This window comes from Aliivibrio kagoshimensis (genome assembly GCF_050337105.1).
In the GTDB taxonomy this organism is placed as follows: domain Bacteria; phylum Pseudomonadota; class Gammaproteobacteria; order Enterobacterales; family Vibrionaceae; genus Aliivibrio_A; species Aliivibrio_A kagoshimensis.
On the sequence record NZ_JAKJSQ010000017.1, the window covers coordinates 21,092 to 38,241 of the forward strand.

Genomic DNA, 17,150 nt, shown 5'->3' on the forward strand with positions numbered 1-17,150 from the left:
TTTATAACAATGCCTAAGTATCGTTCAGCGACAACAACCCATGGCCGAAATATGGCTGGAGCCCGTGCACTATGGCGCGCCACTGGGGTAAAAGATGAAGATTTTGGTAAGCCTATCATTGCTGTCGTTAACTCATTTACTCAGTTTGTTCCAGGCCACGTTCATCTAAAAGATATGGGTCAGTTGGTAGCTGGTGAAATTGAAAAAGCGGGCGGAATCGCCAAAGAGTTCAATACCATTGCGGTTGATGATGGCATCGCAATGGGCCATGGCGGTATGCTCTATTCACTGCCTTCACGAGAACTGATTGCGGATTCTGTCGAATATATGGTTAACGCGCACTGCGCCGATGCCATGGTCTGTATCTCAAACTGTGACAAAATTACCCCAGGGATGATGATGGCAGCAATGCGTCTTAATATTCCTGTCATCTTTGTTTCTGGTGGCCCAATGGAAGCGGGTAAAACCAAGCTTTCCGATCAAATCATCAAACTTGACCTTGTCGATGCCATGATTCAGGGTGCCGATCCAACCATTTCTGATGAACAGAGTGAGCAAGTTGAGCGTTCTGCATGCCCTACCTGTGGTTCATGTTCAGGCATGTTCACTGCTAACTCAATGAACTGTTTAACTGAAGCATTAGGCCTATCTCAGCCAGGTAATGGTTCAATGTTAGCCACACACGCCGATCGTGAGCAACTGTTTATCAATGCAGGTAAGCGTGTGGTTGAACTGACTAAACGCTATTACGAACAAGATGATGAATCAGCTCTACCTCGCAATATTGCAAACCGCGCCGCTTTTGAAAATGCCATGGCACTCGATATTGCAATGGGCGGTTCAAGTAACACCGTTCTTCACCTGTTAGCCTCCGCTCAAGAGGGTGAGATTAACTTTGATATGGCTGATATCGATGAGATGTCTCGCCGCGTTCCTCATCTGTGTAAAGTAGCGCCATCAACGCCTAAATATCATATGGAAGATGTTCACCGCGCTGGTGGTGTTATGGCGATTCTTGGCGAATTAGATCGTGCAGGCCTGCTTAATAGCGATACACGTACAGTACTTGGTTTAAGTTTGAAAGAGCAACTAGCACAGTATGACATTATGCAAACTGATGATGCTGATGTGCTGAAGTTCTTCCGTGCTGGTCCTGCTGGTATTCGTACCACAAAAGCCTTCTCGCAAGATTGCCGTTGGGATCGTTTAGACGATGACCGTAAAAATGGTTGTATTCGTACTAAAGAGAACGCCTTTAGCCAAGAAGGTGGCCTTGCGGTTCTTTCCGGTAATATTGCCGTCGACGGTTGTATTGTGAAAACAGCAGGTGTTGATGAAGATAATCTTAAATTCCAAGGCCCTGCAGTTGTCTTTGAAAGCCAAGACAGTGCTGTAGAAGGTATCTTAGGTGGTCAGGTTAAAGCGGGTGATGTGGTTATTATTCGTTACGAAGGTCCGAAAGGTGGACCGGGTATGCAAGAGATGCTCTACCCAACCACTTACCTGAAATCAATGGGATTAGGCAAGTCATGTGCCCTTCTTACTGATGGTCGATTCTCTGGAGGTACATCTGGTCTCTCAATTGGCCATGCTTCACCGGAAGCAGCAAGTGGTGGTTTAATTGGCCTGGTTAACAGTGGTGATATTATTACCATTGATATTCCAAACCGCTCCATCACTCTTGATGTCCCTGATGCAGAAGTAGAAGCTCGTCGTATCGAACAGGATAAGTTAGGTTGGAAACCTGCTGACCGTCAGCGTGAAGTCTCTTTAGCTCTGAAAGCTTACGCTATGTTAGCTACTAGCGCAGATAAAGGTGCGGTGCGTGACAAATCTAAACTTGAGGATCTCTAATTCATGAGCAGACTTACTGAGTCAAATAGTGTTGAAATGAGCGGTGCAGAGTATCTACGCGAGATCTTAAGAGCTCCTGTTTACGATGTCGCCAGCATTACCCCACTGCAAGATATGACTCGTCTATCGGAAAGGCTCGGTAACCGCATTCAGCTAAAACGAGAAGACCGTCAACCGGTCCACTCGTTTAAACTGCGCGGCGCTTATAATATGGCAGCAAGCTTAACGGAAGCACAAAAATCGGCAGGCGTGATAGCAGCGTCGGCGGGTAACCACGCACAAGGGTTAGCTTTTTCTGGTACGACTTTAGGGATTAGAGCCATTATCGTTATGCCTAAAATCACTCCTGATATTAAAGTCGAAGCGGTTAAAGCCTTTGGTGGCGAAGTGATCTTGTATGGTAACAACTTTGATGAAGCCAAAGTGGAAGCAGAGCGGTTAGCACAGGTAAACGGCTATACGTTTATTCCCCCTTTTGATCACCCTAAAGTCATTGCAGGACAAGGCACCTTGGGGATGGAGATGTTGCAACAGAACGGTCATCTCGACTGTATCTTTGTTCCTGTTGGGGGCGGAGGGTTAGCAGCGGGTGTTGCGGTACTCATTAAGCAGCTGATGCCTGAAATTAAAGTGATAGCTGTTGAACCAGAAGACTCAGCCTGTTTAAAAGCAGCGCTCGATGCTGGTGAACCTGTGGTTCTTGATCAAATCAGTATGTTTGCTGATGGTGTGGCCGTGAAGAAGATCGGTAGTGAAACGTTCAGGTTATGCCAACAATATTTAGATGGTCACGTGACGGTTTCCAGTGATGAGATCTGCTCTGCAGTGAAGGATATCTTTGAAGATACTCGTGCTATTGCTGAACCTTCTGGTGCTATCTCGTTAGCAGGACTTAAGAAATACGCCGCTGAACATCAGCTCACGGATAAGTCACTGGCATGTGTTCTCTCTGGTGCTAATACTAACTTTCATAGCTTACGTTACGTTTCAGAGCGTTGTGAGCTCGGTGAGAAGCGTGAGGGACTGTTAGCGGTAACCATTCCAGAGCGTCAAGGTGCATTTTTACAGTTTTGCGACCTTATTAAGGGCCGAGCAGTGACAGAGTTTAATTACCGCCAAGGTGATGAAACGTTAGCAAACATCTTCGTTGGGGTGCGCTTAATGCGTGGCCAAGAAGAGTTAAATGAAATTGTTCACGATCTAAGACAAGGTGAATACCCCGTTATCGATCTATCCGATGACGAGATGGCTAAACTGCACATTCGTTACATGATAGGTGGAAAGCCGTCAAAAGCGATCAAAGAGCGTCTATACAGTTTTGAATTTCCAGAGCACCCCGGTGCCCTACTGAAGTTCTTAAACACATTAGGTACCCATTGGAATATTAGCTTGTTTAATTACCGCAACCATGGTGCTGATTATGGCCGTGTACTGTGTGGTTTTGAACTGGAAGAGTCCGATTTGGCCAGTTTCTCTAGCCATTTACGAGAACTCGGTTACCAGTGCAAAGATGAAACAGACAATCCTGCCTTTACGTTTTTTCTATCCTAAAAACCATAATAGCAGATACAAAAAAGCGACCCGAAGGTCGCTTTTTTATTGTCTATTGATCTACTTCTTTTTCGTTGGTCTAACCCAATTAGCAATCGTGCGCTCTTTGGCTCTTGAAATGGCCAGAGTGCCCTCTTCAACGTCTTTGGTCAAGGTAGTACCAGCACCAATAGTCGCGCCATCTCCAATAGTAACAGGCGCAATCAACTGACAATCCGAGCCCACAAACACATCATCTCCAATGGTGGTTTTGAATTTATTGGCACCATCATAGTTACAGGTAATCACACCCGCGCCAATATTAACTCTCTCGCCCACGTCAGAGTCACCCAAGTAACTCAAGTGACCACATTTTGAGCCTTTACCTAGTCGCGATTTTTTAATCTCAACAAAGTTACCTACATGAGAGTCTTCACACAATTCAGCGCCAGGACGAAGGCGAGCAAAAGGCCCAACGGAACACTTCTCACCAACAGTCGCTCCTTCAATAACACTATAGGGTTTGATCACAGTGTTATCATCAATTTCGCAATCGATTAAAACCGATCCCGCGCCTATCGTTACATCATTTCCGATAGTAACATTACCTTCGATGATCACGTTGGCATCAATTTCAACATCCATACCACACTGCAGAGTGCCTCGTAGATCAAATCGGCTTGGATCACGTAGCATCACCCCTTGTTGAAGCAGATTACGTGCTTGCATCTCTTGGAATGCACGCTCTAAACGAGCCAGTTGAATACGATCATTGACCCCTTCAACCTCAATCGCATTTTCAGGATGAACGGCTTCTACAGCGCGACCTTCACTGTGAGCTGCTGCAATCACATCAGTTAGGTAATATTCACCCTGCGCATTTTCATTGTTAAGATTTGAAAGCCAGCGTTTCAGATCGCCACCATTAGCCACCATGACACCAGTGTTGATCTCTTTAATCTGTTTCTGCTCTTCAGATGCATCTTTCTGCTCAACAATCGCGACCACAGGACCATTTTTACGAACAATTCGTCCATATCCCATTGGGTTGTCTAAAACGACGGTTAACAGTGCAATCCCGCCATTAGGTTGAGCTTCTAACAAGTTTTGTAATGTTGTACGGCTGATCAGTGGCACATCGCCATAAAGAATCAGTACTTTTTCATCTTCAGCAAACCGTGGTGACGCTTGATCGACTGCATGACCCGTTCCGAGTTGATCCGCCTGCAATACCCAATTCACTGACTCTTGAGCGAGTTCAGCTTGCATCAACTCTCCACCATGGCCATAAACCAGATGGATATTCTGAGCACCAATACTCTCACAGGTATCAATAACATGCTTTACCATCGGCTTGCCAGCAAGCGTATGTAAAACTTTAGGTTTATTGGAGTACATGCGGGTGCCTTTACCCGCGGCAAGAATCACTGCACTGAAGTTCATTTAAGTAAGCCTTAATTATTATGACGATTTATGTTCGACATTGTACCGAGTAACGAGGGAGGATTTAAGAGAGGATCGGACTTTTTGATTAAAAATCAGCCATAAGTATGGCAAGTATGCCGTTTTATTCAGTAGAAAATAAAAAAGGCGACCACTGGCCGCCCTTTTTGCTGATATTTAATTAACGTCTTTTGGTCAATTCGATCACTCGAAGTTGAGCAATAGCTTTAATTAAATCACTTGCCGCTTGTGCAAAGTCAACGTCACTGTGCTGATTCTGGATATGTTCCTCAGCTTTGCGTTTAGCTTCTTCAGCCTTTGCCGCATCAAGATCTTCACCACGAATCGCTGTATCAGCTAACACAGTAGATGAGTTAGCTTGAATTTCAACGAAGCCACCAGAGACATATAAAATCTCTTCGTGACCGTGCTGTTTCACAATACGCACCATACCAGGTTTAATAGCGGTCAGCAGGGGAGCATGGCCATGATAGATACCAAGCTCACCTTCGCTACCGGACACTTGAAATGTTTCAACAAGGCCAGAAAAGATCTTCTTCTCTGCGCTTACTACATCCAAGTGAAAGGTCATTGCTGCCATATTGCCTCCTAGTCTGCTTTACAGCTTCTTAGCATTCTCAAGCGCATCTTCAATAGTACCGCAGTACATGAATGCTTGCTCAGGAATGTCATCGTAATCACCAGCTAATAGACCTTTAAAGCCACGTAGTGTCTCTTTAAGAGGTACGTAGATTCCTGGGTCACCAGTGAATACTTCAGCTACGTGGTAAGGCTGAGTTAAGAAACGCTCAATCTTACGTGCACGAGATACAACTTGCTTATCTTCTTCAGATAGCTCGTCCATACCAAGGATAGCAATGATGTCTTTTAGCTCTTTATAGCGCTGAAGAGTTGACTGTACACCACGTGCAATATCATAGTGCTCTTGACCAACAACCAATGGATCTAACTGACGTGACGTCGAGTCCAATGGGTCAATCGCAGGGTATAGACCCATAGCAGCGATATTACGGTTAAGTGCAACGGTCGCATCCAAGTGAGCAAACGTTGTTGCTGGAGACGGATCGGTGTAGTCATCCGCAGGTACGTATACCGCCTGAATCGAGGTAATAGAACCTGACTTAGTCGATGTGATACGTTCCTGTAGAACACCCATTTCTTCAGCAAGTGTTGGCTGATAACCTACCGCAGATGGCATACGACCCAATAGAGCCGATACTTCTGTTCCCGCAAGGGTATAACGGTAAATGTTATCTACAAACAGTAGAACGTCACGGCCTTCATCACGGAAGCGCTCAGCCATTGTTAGGCCTGTAAGTGCTACACGTAGACGGTTACCAGGAGGCTCATTCATCTGTCCGTAAACCATCGCTACTTTTGATTCTTCAGGTTTTTCGATGTTTACAACACCTGCTTCCTGCATTTCAAAGTAGAAATCGTTACCTTCACGAGTACGTTCACCAACGCCCGCAAATACTGATAAACCTGAGTGTTGCAGTGCGATGTTGTTGATAAGTTCCATCATGTTGACGGTTTTACCTACACCTGCACCACCGAATAGACCGATTTTACCACCTTTAGCAAATGGGCAAATCAAGTCGATTACTTTTACACCGGTTTCAAGTAGTTCAGTCGAGTTTGACTGATCTTCATAGCTTGGCGCTTCACGGTGAATAGAGTAACGCTCTTCTTCACCAATCTCACCACACTCATCAATCGGGTCACCTAGAACGTTCATGATACGTCCTAGAGTCTTAGTACCAACTGGTACTTGAATTGGAGCGTTAGTGCTTTCTACTACCAAACCGCGACGTAAACCGTCAGAGCTACCCATGGCGATTGCGCGAACAATACCGCCACCAGTCTGCTGCTGAACTTCAAGAACTAGACGCTCTTTAGAGTCAACAACATTCAGAGCATCATATACCTTAGGTACTTCGCCCTGCGCAAACTCTACGTCGACTACCGCACCGATGATCTGTACGATCTTACCTGTAGCCATCGTTAATCCTCTAAACTTTTAGTTTATTCCTATGCTTAAACCGCTGCAGCGCCTGAAACAATCTCTGACAACTCTTGTGTAATCGCACTTTGACGTGCTTTGTTATACACAAGTTGTAGGTCATCGATTAAGTCGCTTGCATTATCAGTTGCCGCTTTCATCGCAATCATACGCGCTGCTTGTTCACAGGCTAGGTTCTCTACAACCGCTTGGTACACTTGTGATTCGACATAGCGAATAAGCAGTGACTCAAGAAGTTGTTTAGGCTCAGGCTCATAAATATAGTCCCAAGAATGATTGCGTTTCATTGCTTCATCTTCCGATTTAGGCAAAGGAAGCAATTGATCGATCGTTGGTGCTTGTACCATAGTGTTGACAAATTTATTGTTCACTATGTACAGGCGATCCAATTGGCCTTCATCATATTTCTTCAGCATTACACCAACAGTACCGATGAGCTCTTCCACGCTAGGTGAATCACCTAAACCTGAAACTTGAGCGACAACGTTACCGCCGTAGCTGTTGAAAAATGCAGTGGCTTTAGTACCAATAAGGCCTAAATCAATTTCTGCACCTTTTTCAGACCACTCTTTCATCTCTGTAATGACATTTTTAAATAAATTAATATTTAAACCACCACAAAGACCGCGGTCTGTAGAAATAATGATGTAGCCTACGCGCTTGGCTTCTCGCTCCTCAAGATAAGGATGACGATACTCTAAATTACCAAGGGCTAAATGACCGATCACTTTACGTATTGTTTCAGCATATGGACGTGACGCTTCCATTGAGTCTTGAGTACGACGCATTTTTGAAGCGGCAACCATCTCCATTGCCTTAGTGATCTTTTGAGTGCTTTGTACACTCCCGATCTTATTACGAATCTCTTTAGCACCGGCCATCGTTACTCTCCGTCTTATCGGTGACCCATATAGGCCACCAACGAATTACCAGGTCTGGGTTGCTTTGAAATCGTCAACCAGCTTAGTAAGCTGACCTTCGATATCTTTATCGTAAGCACCCGTTTCATCAATCTTAGAAGCAAGATCGGCGTGTTGACCTCGAGCAAACGACAGCAATGCACTTTCAAAATCAGCCAGTTTATTAAGCTCGATATCGCCTAAATAACCTTTCTCAGCTGCAAAAAGAACCATCGCTTGATCAAAAACAGACATTGGTGCGTACTGTTTTTGCTTCATAAGTTCGGTAACTTTCTGACCGTGGTCTAGCTGTTTCTTAGTTGCTTCGTCAAGATCCGATGAGAACTGAGCAAATGCTGCCAATTCACGGTACTGTGCAAGAGCGGTACGAATACCACCAGACAGTTTCTTAACGATTTTAGTTTGCGCAGCACCACCTACACGAGAAACAGAGATACCTGGATCAACTGCTGGACGTACGCCGGCGTTGAACAGTTCTGTTTGTAGGAAGATCTGGCCATCGGTAATCGAAATTACGTTTGTAGGTACAAACGCAGAGACATCACCTGCTTGTGTTTCGATAATAGGTAGAGCAGTTAAAGAACCTGTTTTACCTTTCACTTCACCGTTAGTGAATTTTTCTACGTACGCTTCGCTTACACGAGCAGCACGCTCAAGCAGACGGGAGTGAAGGTAGAATACATCACCTGGGTAAGCTTCACGTCCTGGTGGACGCTTAAGTAGCAGGGAAATCTGACGATACGCTACCGCTTGCTTAGACAGATCATCATAAACGATCAGTGCATCTTCACCGCGGTCACGGAAGTATTCACCCATTGCGCAACCAGCATAAGGAGCTAGATATTGCAGTGCTGCAGACTCAGAGGCAGACGCAACAACAACAATCGTGTTAGCTAGCGCTCCGTGCTCTTCTAGTTTGCGAACTACGTTAGAGATTGTTGATGCCTTCTGGCCAATCGCTACGTAGATAGAGTAAATACCAGAATTTCTCTGGTTGATAATTGCATCGAGTGCCAGTGCTGTTTTACCAGTCTGACGGTCTCCGATGATAAGCTCACGCTGACCACGACCCACAGGGATCATTGAGTCAACTGACTTATAACCAGTTTGTACAGGTTGATCAACCGATTTACGGTCGATAACACCTGGTGCAATTACTTCGATAGGAGAAGTAAGTTTAGCATCAATAGGACCTTTACCATCAATTGGTTGACCTAGCGTGTTTACAACACGACCAAGCATTTCTGGACCTACTGGTACTTCAAGAATACGACCAGTACCTGTTACTTTCATGCCTTCCTGAAGGTCGACATATGGACCCATTACAACTGCACCAACTGAGTCACGCTCAAGGTTAAGTGCAAGTGCAAAACGGCCACCTGGTAGTTCAATCATTTCGCCTTGCATTACATCCGCAAGGCCATGGATTCGAATGATACCATCGCTTACAGAAACGATAGTACCTTCATTGCGAGCTTCACTAACAACGCTGAATTTCTCAATACGTTGTTTGATCAGATCACTAATTTCCGTGGAATTAAGTTGCATTTTGCATGCTCCAATCAAGACTGCAATGCATCGCTCAGTCTACGTATACTAGTACGCGCTGAGTTATCGATGACTAAATCTCCGGCTCGTATAACGACCCCACCAAGTAGAGTCTCATCTACACTGCAATTCAGCTTTACTTTACGTTCTAGACGCGCTTCAAGTTTTGTACCAATATTAGCAAGTTGACTTTCTGAGAGTGCTACTGCAGAAGTGACTTCTACATCCATCACTCTTTCATGCTCAGCTTGCAGTGTTAGAAATAACTCCAACACACTTGGTAGTGCTTTTAAGCGTCCATTTTCAGCCATTACTTTAATAAAGTTTTGGCCAAATTCGTCGAGTTGCTCTTCACAAACAGAAGTGAATATTTCAGATAACTGAGGAGCTGAAACAGCACCATTAATCAGTTCTTTCATATCATCGTTGTTTGCTACTTCAGCAGTAAAGGTAAGCATTTGACCCCATTTGGTCATCTCACCTTTCTCAACAGCAAAGTCAAAAGCTGCTTTAGCGTAGGGGCGTGCGATTGTTGTCATTTCCGACATATGCTGCCCCCTCTACTTATAACTTAGCAGTGATGCTATCAAGAATATCGCTATGAGCTTGTTCATCAATAGAACGCTCTAGGATTTTCTCGGCACCAATCACGGCCAGAGTTGCAACCTGTTTACGCAGTTCATCACGTGCACGATTACGTTCGGTTTCAATTTCAGCTTCACCTTGAGTAAGGATATTTTGACGCTCAGCAAGCGCTTCCTCACGGGCTTCATCCAAAATTTTATTCTTACGAATATTCGCTTGGTCAATGATCTCGGTTGCAGTACGTTTTGCCTCTTTTAATTTATCAGAGGCATTTGCTTGGGCTAGGCTCAAGTCTTTAGCAGCGCGATCCGCAGCAGCTAAACCGTCAGCTATATTTTTCTGACGTTCTTCAATCGCAGTAATAAGTGGTGGCCATACATATTTCATGCAGAACCAAACAAATAGTACAAAGGCGATTGCCTGACCCAGCAGAGTTGCGTTCATATTCACCGCATACTCTCCTATGTTTGCAAGTTAGAAAAAATACCGAAAAAGATAATTAATTATCCGGCGACCGCAAACATAATATAAAGGCTTAAACCTACAGTAATCATTGGGATCGCATCAACCAGACCCATAACGATGAAGAACTGTGTACGAAGTAGAGGGATCAAATCAGGTTGGCGAGCTGCACCTTCCAAGAATTTACCACCTAACATACCAATACCAATTGCCGCACTGATAGCAGCTAAACCCATCATAATAGCAACTGCAAGGTACAGAATTGTTTCTGTCATTTCCATGTATAACTCCAATTTCTAACTAAGTGTTGTTTTAAAAATACAATTAATGATCTTCTGATGCTTGTGACAGATAAACGATTGTCAGCACCATAAATATAAATGATTGTAGCGTGATGATTAAAATATGAAAAATAGCCCAAGGAACTGATAATAACCATTGAGACCACCAAGGCAATAACCCTGCGATCAAAATAAATATCAACTCACCTGCGTACATATTCCCAAACAATCGGAGACCTAAAGAAACAGGTTTTGCGATTAAAGTTACCCCTTCCAATATCAAGTTCACTGGGATAAATGCCCAATGGTTGAATGGTTGTAAGGTTAACTCTTTAGCAAATCCTTTTACTCCTTTAATTTTGATGCTGTAGAACAGAATCAAAAAGAACACACCTAATGCCATTGATAACGTAATGTTAACGTCAGCAGTAGGTACGACACGAAGATAAGGTACACCAAGAACTTGAGCTGTATGAGGCAGAAAATCAACCGGAATCAAATCCATTAAGTTCATTAGGAAAACCCATCCGAAAATGGTTAACGCTAATGGAGCAATTAATGTACTCTTTCCATTGAAAATATCTTTTATGGTTCCATCGACAAATTCAACAATCATCTCGACAAAGCACTGAAGCTTGCCTGGTACTCCTACTGTTGCTTTTACAGCAACACGACGGAAAAGCCAAAGCATACCAGCACCCGTAAGCACAGAGAAAATCATAGAATCTATATTAAGACTCCAAAATCCTTCTCCAGAACTTAAAAAGGTAAGGTGGTGTGCAATGTATTCCTGAGCAGTCAGAGCTTCACCTGAACCAGCCATTAGATATCCTGTCTAGTTACGATTAAGAAAAACATATGACGTAGCGTATTGTGTAAGTAGTGTGATTACATAAGCAGCTATAAATATAGCTATATTTATTGACATATATTTGAAAATATAAATGAATAAACAGACGGAAACAGCCATCTTATAGATGGTGCCTAAATACGCTCTTGCAACAACTGCTTTGGCTGAAGTGTCACTAGATTTACTCATAAATAAGTTAGCTAATAACATTGGCCCACAGTAAACTAGCCCCCCCAAAATAGCTGATATTCCAGCTATCTCACCTTGAGTATGATAGAGGAAACTCGCAAAAACCGTCACAATAATCAATTGACATAAAAAGGCAACAATAGACCCTTTTAACCAACCATTGTTCAACATCAGCAACATTTCCTTTACCAAGACTCGGATTATACATTCACCATTGCTTTTTACAACAATGCAGAATCTACAATTCATTGCTCTAGATCTAAATATTCGATGCAATTATCAACTTAAAGCTGACTTTCGGCTACATAATTAGACTAAGCGTTAAATTTCTCATCAAATATAGCAAGAATTTGCTGTAATTTGTCTCTCTCATCAAAACAAATTGTGAGTTTTCCTTTTCCATTCACCGAGCGTGATATGGAAACCTCAGTTCCGAGTTTTTTCGACAACTGCGTAGAGATAGCTTGAGCATCGCTATCCACTGTTTTTATTGGCTTATCTTCAACAGGCGTTAGCATTTTTTTAACTAATTTCTCAGTTTCTCTAACAGTGAGCTTTTTGTTAGCAATTATTTCAGACGCTTCGCATTGTGCTTCACCGTCTAAGGCCAAAAGTGCACGTGCATGGCCCATCTCAATCACTTTTTTCTCAACCAAGCCTTTTACGGTTGATTCTAACTGATTAAGTCGTAATAAATTTGAAACGGTTGTTCTTGATTTACCTACTATTTCAGCAACTTGCAAGTGAGTTAATTCGAACTCTTCTTGCAATCTTTCAAGTGCTTGAGCCTCTTCAATCACATTCAAGTCTTCACGTTGAATATTCTCTATTAGAGCCATCGCAATTGCCGCGCGGTCTTCAACGATTTTAACAATACAAGGAACGACTTTTAGTCCCGCTTTACGTGATGCTCTCCAACGACGTTCTCCGGCAATGATCTCATAACGACCATCAGCAACTGAGCGAACGACGATAGGTTGAATAATTCCTTGAGAACTGATTGAAGCGGCAAGTTCCTCCAGCGCAACAGAATCCATATCTTTTCTTGGTTGATACTGACCCGGCTGCAGGTGATTAATCGATATATCAATTAAATTGGAGTCCGATGAAAGTGCTTGACTGCTCACGGCCACTTGCTGTTTCTCTCTGGCAAGTGAGCTGGTTGCAAGCAGTGCATCTAGTCCTTTACCTAAGCCACGTTTACTCATTCTCTTAGGCCTCTATTTTTTCGCTAGATACATGATTGTCAACTTCACTACGACGGATAATCTCACCCGCCAATGCAAGATACGCTTTAGCTCCTGCGGAGTATTTATCGTAATACATAGCTGGAAGACCATGACTAGGAGCTTCAGCTAAACGTACATTTCGAGGGATAACGGTTCTGTAAACTTTATCACCAAAGTGCTTTTTCAGCTGATCAGAAACCTCATTGGAGAGACGGTTTCTCGGATCAAACATGGTGCGCAGTAACCCTTCAATTTTTAGATCAGCATTGACGACCGCAGCTAATTTACTGATGGTGTCCATTAATGCGGTCAAACCTTCTAATGCAAAGTACTCGCACTGCATAGGAACTAACACAGAGTCAGAGGCAGCCATGGCATTGATTGTAAGCAGGTTTAGTGCTGGTGGGCAATCGATAAAGATGAAATCATATTTTTCACGAACTGATGATAACGCTGTTCTTAAACGAACTTCACGTGCAAACACTTCCATTAATTTGATTTCAGCCGCGGTCACATCCCCATTAGCAGAGATTAAATCATAACCCCCAGAGGTTGATTTTACGACCACCTCTTCAAACGGTGTCTCTTCTACCAGAAGATCATATGCAGTCGCATCGACTTGATACTTATCAACACCACTGGCCATAGTGGCATTACCTTGAGGATCCAAATCAATAACCAGTACTTTGCGTTGAGTCGCTGCCATTGAAGCAGCCAAATTCACGCAAGTCGTTGTTTTACCAACGCCACCTTTCTGATTTGCTATGGATATTATTCTGCCCACGAATACCTCACCTATTTATTAGTTGGAGACAAGGTTACTAGATGACGCTCGCCTTCTAACTCAGGAACTGTCAAAGCTTTGATGTCTGTCACAGAACACCATTCTGGTAGTAGTGATATTTCATCTGTCGGATAGAGACCTTTCAAAGCCAGAAAGTGACCTGTTGTCTCTTTAGGTAAATGATGACACCAATTCACCATATCCGTCATCGATGCAAAAGCACGACTTAATACAATATCGAATTTCTCTTCTGGTTGAAAATCTTCAACTCTGCTTTGAACCGCCGTCACATTGGAAATATGAAGTTCGTGAATCACCTGCTTAATAAAGCGGATACGTTTTCCAAGGCTGTCGAGTAAAGTAAACGTTTTTTCCGGATTCATGATCGCTAATGGGATACCAGGAAGTCCAGGTCCCGTTCCCACATCTATCATGCTGTTGCCCTCTAAATGTGGGCTAACTACAATACTGTCCATGATATGCTTCACTAACATGTCACTCGGCATTCTTACCGATGTCAGGTTATACGCTTTATTCCACTTATTGAGCAACTCAACGTAACCGATTAATTGATCTTTTTGCTGCTCAGTCACGGTTAAAGTGCTCTGTGCAATAAGCTGATTTAATCTCTTTTTTAACTCACTCACTGCTTTACCCTTTTTTTAACATGCCGTGTTTTTTTAAATAAACCAAAATAATGGAGATGGCTGCTGGTGTAATACCCGATATCCGTGATGCGATCGCGACGGTTTCTGGTTTACTATCATTCAACTTGGCAATCACTTCATTAGAAAGCCCTTTCATCTGCTGATAGTCGAGTTCAACGGGCAGCTTGGTGTTTTCATGACGCAGTGATTTCTCTATTTCATCTTTTTGACGTTGGATATATCCATCATACTTCACTTGAATTTCAACTTGCTCTGTTGCTTGTTTATCCGCGTGCTCAGGACCAAACCCCTCAATTTTAACAAGCTGTGTATAATTAACTTCTGGGCGACGGATCAGATCCTCACCATTGGCTTCACGAACTAGCGGTGTTTTTAGGATCTTGTTAAGTTGATCGACATGCTCCGATCTTGGATTGATCCAAATATCTTTAAGACGCTGACGTTCAAGAGCGATGTTTTCCATCTTCTCATTGAATCGTTGCCAGCGAAGATCACCCACTAAACCTAATTCACGCCCTTTTTCAGTCAGGCGAATATCCGCATTATCTTCACGCAGTAACAGACGATACTCTGCACGTGAAGTAAACATTCGATACGGCTCACTTGTGCCTAATGTTGAAAGATCATCAATTAATACGCCCATGTAAGCTTGATCACGTCGTGGGCTCCAACCCTCTTTGCCTTGTGAATATAAACTGGCATTCAGTCCAGCCATTAAACCTTGAGCTGCTGCCTCTTCATAACCCGTTGTTCCATTAATTTGCCCAGCAAAGAAAAGGCCTTTAATAAACTTGGTTTCGTAAGTCTGTTTTAAATCTTGTGGATTGAAAAAGTCATACTCAATGGCATAACCAGGTCGCACAATATGTGCTTGCTCGAACCCTTTCATTGAGTGCACAATTTTAACTTGTACATCAAAAGGTAAACTGGTCGAGATTCCGTTAGGATAAAGTTCGTGAGTCGTCAGTCCTTCAGGCTCAACAAAAATCTGATGACTGTTTTTGTCTGCAAAACGCATTACCTTATCTTCAATCGATGGGCAGTATCTTGGACCAATACCTTCGATTACCCCTGAATACATCGGGCTTCGATCTAAATTTTGACGAATAATCTCATGAGTCTGCTCATTGGTATGAGTGATGTAACATGGGATCTGTGTTGGATGCTCAGTACGGTTACCTAAAAATGAGAATACAGGTGTTGGATTATCTCCGTGCTGAGTCTCTAATTGACTGAAATCTACAGTACGAGCATCAATTCGTGGGGGAGTTCCCGTTTTAAGTCGATCAACTCGAAATGGCATTTCACGAAGTCGTTGTGCTAGAGCAATCGAAGAGGTATCACCTGTTCGGCCCCCAGAATAATTCTCTAAACCGATGTGAATCTTACCGCCTAAAAATGTGCCTACGGTTAATACCACTGATCGAGCATGAAACTTTAATCCCATCTGAGTTACTACACCAACAGCTTGATTGTTTTCGATGATCAGATCATCAACGGATTGTTGGAATAGAGTCAGGTTAGGTTGATTTTCTAATTTCTCTCTAACAGCTGCTTTGTAGATCGCACGATCTGCCTGTGCTCGAGTTGCGCGAACCGCTGGTCCTTTTGAGGCGTTAAGCGTTCGAAATTGAATACCCGCTTTGTCAATGGCATGAGCCATCAATCCACCTAAGGCATCGACCTCTTTCACCAAGTGACCTTTTCCAATTCCACCAATGGCTGGATTGCATGACATTTGACCTAAAGTATCGATGTTATGCGTCAAAAGTAAGGTTTTTTGTCCAGTTCTTGCAGCGGATAGTGCTGCTTCTGTGCCAGCGTGACCGCCACCGACAACAATGACATCAAATTTTTCTTGATAAAACATGGACAACCTCAGGTGTTTTTCATAGGTGGAAATGGGATATTTTAAGGTCGAGCATTTTACCCTGATTCTGGAAAATAGCGAAATGTTATGTGATCCGTCAAAAGGGCTGCTCTTAATATATATAAGATCTTTTTAAAGAGATCTTTTATTAGATCTATTATTAGGATCGCACGATCTTGTGGGTAAGCGATAAATGATCATTAAGATCATCATGTTGGATCGGATCATTTATTGTTACTTAGCTCTGATCTTCTTGGGTAATAGCTGGGATCAAAAACGGTACTTATACACAGGGGGTCGAAGTGGTAGATCTTATTAAGTGCATAACTATAGGTTAATCACCGTTTAGATCTACTTTTATCCACAGAAATAAATGAAAATAAATCCATTTTTTTTATAATTTTTATTAGATTTTGAGGCTAATTAGCTAAAAAAGGGTAAAATCCACTGCTCTGCAGCCTCTTCTGGGATCAACTCATCAGTGACATCGACCTGTAAAAGACCATATTTTTCTCCTGCGCCATGCTGTTCTAATAGCGTTTTAAGTTGATTTCCAGCGGCGCAAAATGTGTCATAACTTGAATCTCCAATGGCAATAATCGTGAATTTTACGGCAGAAAGGTCGGCATTATTGTTGGTTATTTGTTCAATAAATGGTTTGAAGTTGTCTGGATATTCACCCGCTCCATGTGTTGATACCACTAATAACCAATCACCTTGGCTAGGAATATTATCTAGATTTGGGCTGTTATGAATATCTGAATCGACCCCAATATTGCTGAGTACCTCTTCTAAATGATCTCCGACATACTCGGCTCCACCTAATGTACTGCCGGTAATTATTTGGATATTACTCATCTTTATGTCCTATAGATTATGGGTAAAAAAAAACG

The 17,150-nt window shown here is 43.0% G+C and carries 17 protein-coding genes; 2 read left to right on the forward strand and 15 right to left on the reverse strand.

The window, feature by feature from the left end:
- Positions 1 to 9: 9 nt before the first annotated feature.
- Positions 10 to 1,854, forward strand: coding sequence for a dihydroxy-acid dehydratase (gene ilvD, locus L4C32_RS08010; RefSeq protein ID WP_428196345.1), 1,845 nt, complete (start codon positions 10 to 12; stop codon positions 1,852 to 1,854).
- Between the two features lie 3 nt (positions 1,855 to 1,857).
- Entirely contained in the window at positions 1,858 to 3,405 is a 1,548-nt protein-coding gene (gene ilvA / locus L4C32_RS08015) for a threonine ammonia-lyase, biosynthetic (RefSeq protein WP_428196346.1), read from the forward strand.
- Positions 3,406 to 3,465: 60 nt separating this feature from the next.
- Here the strand turns inward: ilvA and glmU are convergent, their stop codons facing one another.
- From glmU to mioC, 15 genes are all read right to left on the reverse strand, one after another.
- A complete protein-coding gene (gene glmU / locus L4C32_RS08020) occupies positions 3,466 to 4,827 on the reverse strand; it encodes a bifunctional UDP-N-acetylglucosamine diphosphorylase/glucosamine-1-phosphate N-acetyltransferase GlmU (protein ID WP_428196347.1) in 1,362 nt (453 codons plus the stop codon).
- 181 nt (positions 4,828 to 5,008) lie between these two features.
- Positions 5,009 to 5,428: a F0F1 ATP synthase subunit epsilon gene (locus L4C32_RS08025; RefSeq protein WP_428196348.1), complete on the reverse strand. Its 420-nt coding sequence runs from the start codon at positions 5,426 to 5,428 to the stop codon at positions 5,009 to 5,011.
- An 18-nt stretch (positions 5,429 to 5,446) separates the two neighbouring features.
- Complete coding sequence (gene atpD / locus L4C32_RS08030; RefSeq protein ID WP_428196349.1) at positions 5,447 to 6,850, reverse strand: F0F1 ATP synthase subunit beta; 1,404 nt, start codon at positions 6,848 to 6,850, stop codon at positions 5,447 to 5,449.
- 35 nt (positions 6,851 to 6,885) lie between these two features.
- Positions 6,886 to 7,752, reverse strand: coding sequence for a F0F1 ATP synthase subunit gamma (gene atpG, locus L4C32_RS08035; protein WP_428196350.1), 867 nt, complete (start codon positions 7,750 to 7,752; stop codon positions 6,886 to 6,888).
- A 45-nt stretch (positions 7,753 to 7,797) separates the two neighbouring features.
- Positions 7,798 to 9,339: a F0F1 ATP synthase subunit alpha gene (atpA, locus tag L4C32_RS08040; RefSeq protein WP_428196351.1), complete on the reverse strand. Its 1,542-nt coding sequence runs from the start codon at positions 9,337 to 9,339 to the stop codon at positions 7,798 to 7,800.
- A 14-nt stretch (positions 9,340 to 9,353) separates the two neighbouring features.
- The gene (gene atpH, locus L4C32_RS08045) at positions 9,354 to 9,887 is read right to left on the reverse strand and encodes a F0F1 ATP synthase subunit delta (RefSeq protein ID WP_428196352.1); all 534 of its coding nucleotides are present in this window, start codon (positions 9,885 to 9,887) and stop codon (positions 9,354 to 9,356) included.
- Between the two features lie 16 nt (positions 9,888 to 9,903).
- The gene (atpF, locus tag L4C32_RS08050; RefSeq protein WP_428196353.1) at positions 9,904 to 10,374 is read right to left on the reverse strand and encodes a F0F1 ATP synthase subunit B; all 471 of its coding nucleotides are present in this window, start codon (positions 10,372 to 10,374) and stop codon (positions 9,904 to 9,906) included.
- A gap of 53 nt (positions 10,375 to 10,427) precedes the next feature.
- Positions 10,428 to 10,667: a F0F1 ATP synthase subunit C gene (gene atpE, locus L4C32_RS08055; protein ID WP_428196354.1), complete on the reverse strand. Its 240-nt coding sequence runs from the start codon at positions 10,665 to 10,667 to the stop codon at positions 10,428 to 10,430.
- Between the two features lie 43 nt (positions 10,668 to 10,710).
- Positions 10,711 to 11,490 (reverse strand): F0F1 ATP synthase subunit A, encoded by a 780-nt coding sequence (gene atpB, locus L4C32_RS08060; protein ID WP_428196355.1) that lies wholly within the window; start codon positions 11,488 to 11,490, stop codon positions 10,711 to 10,713.
- 12 nt (positions 11,491 to 11,502) lie between these two features.
- Entirely contained in the window at positions 11,503 to 11,877 is a 375-nt protein-coding gene (locus L4C32_RS08065; protein WP_428196356.1) for an ATP synthase subunit I, read from the reverse strand.
- A gap of 143 nt (positions 11,878 to 12,020) precedes the next feature.
- Positions 12,021 to 12,914: a ParB/RepB/Spo0J family partition protein gene (locus L4C32_RS08070; protein ID WP_428196357.1), complete on the reverse strand. Its 894-nt coding sequence runs from the start codon at positions 12,912 to 12,914 to the stop codon at positions 12,021 to 12,023.
- Positions 12,915 to 12,918: 4 nt separating this feature from the next.
- The gene (locus L4C32_RS08075) at positions 12,919 to 13,719 is read right to left on the reverse strand and encodes a ParA family protein (protein ID WP_428196358.1); all 801 of its coding nucleotides are present in this window, start codon (positions 13,717 to 13,719) and stop codon (positions 12,919 to 12,921) included.
- A gap of 11 nt (positions 13,720 to 13,730) precedes the next feature.
- A complete protein-coding gene (rsmG, locus tag L4C32_RS08080) occupies positions 13,731 to 14,366 on the reverse strand; it encodes a 16S rRNA (guanine(527)-N(7))-methyltransferase RsmG (RefSeq protein ID WP_428196359.1) in 636 nt (211 codons plus the stop codon).
- Positions 14,367 to 14,370: 4 nt separating this feature from the next.
- On the reverse strand, positions 14,371 to 16,257 hold the full coding sequence (gene mnmG, locus L4C32_RS08085) for a tRNA uridine-5-carboxymethylaminomethyl(34) synthesis enzyme MnmG (protein ID WP_428196360.1): 1,887 nt from the start codon (positions 16,255 to 16,257) through the stop codon (positions 14,371 to 14,373).
- A gap of 423 nt (positions 16,258 to 16,680) precedes the next feature.
- Complete coding sequence (gene mioC, locus L4C32_RS08090; RefSeq protein WP_428196361.1) at positions 16,681 to 17,115, reverse strand: FMN-binding protein MioC; 435 nt, start codon at positions 17,113 to 17,115, stop codon at positions 16,681 to 16,683.
- Between the last annotated feature and the right edge of the window lie 35 nt (positions 17,116 to 17,150).

Bases quoted from the DNA above. Each gene is read 5' to 3' on its own strand.
- ilvD (WP_428196345.1), top strand. From the start codon at position 10: ATGCCTAAGTATCGTTCAGCGACAACAACCCATGGCCGAAATATGGCT.
- ilvA (WP_428196346.1), top strand. From the start codon at position 1,858: ATGAGCAGACTTACTGAGTCAAATAGTGTTGAAATGAGCGGTGCAGAG.
- glmU (WP_428196347.1), bottom strand. From the start codon at position 4,827: ATGAACTTCAGTGCAGTGATTCTTGCCGCGGGTAAAGGCACCCGCATG.
- L4C32_RS08025 (WP_428196348.1), bottom strand. From the start codon at position 5,428: ATGGCAGCAATGACCTTTCACTTGGATGTAGTAAGCGCAGAGAAGAAG.
- atpD (WP_428196349.1), bottom strand. From the start codon at position 6,850: ATGGCTACAGGTAAGATCGTACAGATCATCGGTGCGGTAGTCGACGTA.
- atpG (WP_428196350.1), bottom strand. From the start codon at position 7,752: ATGGCCGGTGCTAAAGAGATTCGTAATAAGATCGGGAGTGTACAAAGC.
- atpA (WP_428196351.1), bottom strand. From the start codon at position 9,339: ATGCAACTTAATTCCACGGAAATTAGTGATCTGATCAAACAACGTATT.
- atpH (WP_428196352.1), bottom strand. From the start codon at position 9,887: ATGTCGGAAATGACAACAATCGCACGCCCCTACGCTAAAGCAGCTTTT.
- atpE (WP_428196354.1), bottom strand. From the start codon at position 10,667: ATGGAAATGACAGAAACAATTCTGTACCTTGCAGTTGCTATTATGATG.
- atpB (WP_428196355.1), bottom strand. From the start codon at position 11,490: ATGGCTGGTTCAGGTGAAGCTCTGACTGCTCAGGAATACATTGCACAC.
- L4C32_RS08065 (WP_428196356.1), bottom strand. From the start codon at position 11,877: ATGTTGAACAATGGTTGGTTAAAAGGGTCTATTGTTGCCTTTTTATGT.
- L4C32_RS08070 (WP_428196357.1), bottom strand. From the start codon at position 12,914: ATGAGTAAACGTGGCTTAGGTAAAGGACTAGATGCACTGCTTGCAACC.
- mnmG (WP_428196360.1), bottom strand. From the start codon at position 16,257: ATGTTTTATCAAGAAAAATTTGATGTCATTGTTGTCGGTGGCGGTCAC.
- mioC (WP_428196361.1), bottom strand. From the start codon at position 17,115: ATGAGTAATATCCAAATAATTACCGGCAGTACATTAGGTGGAGCCGAG.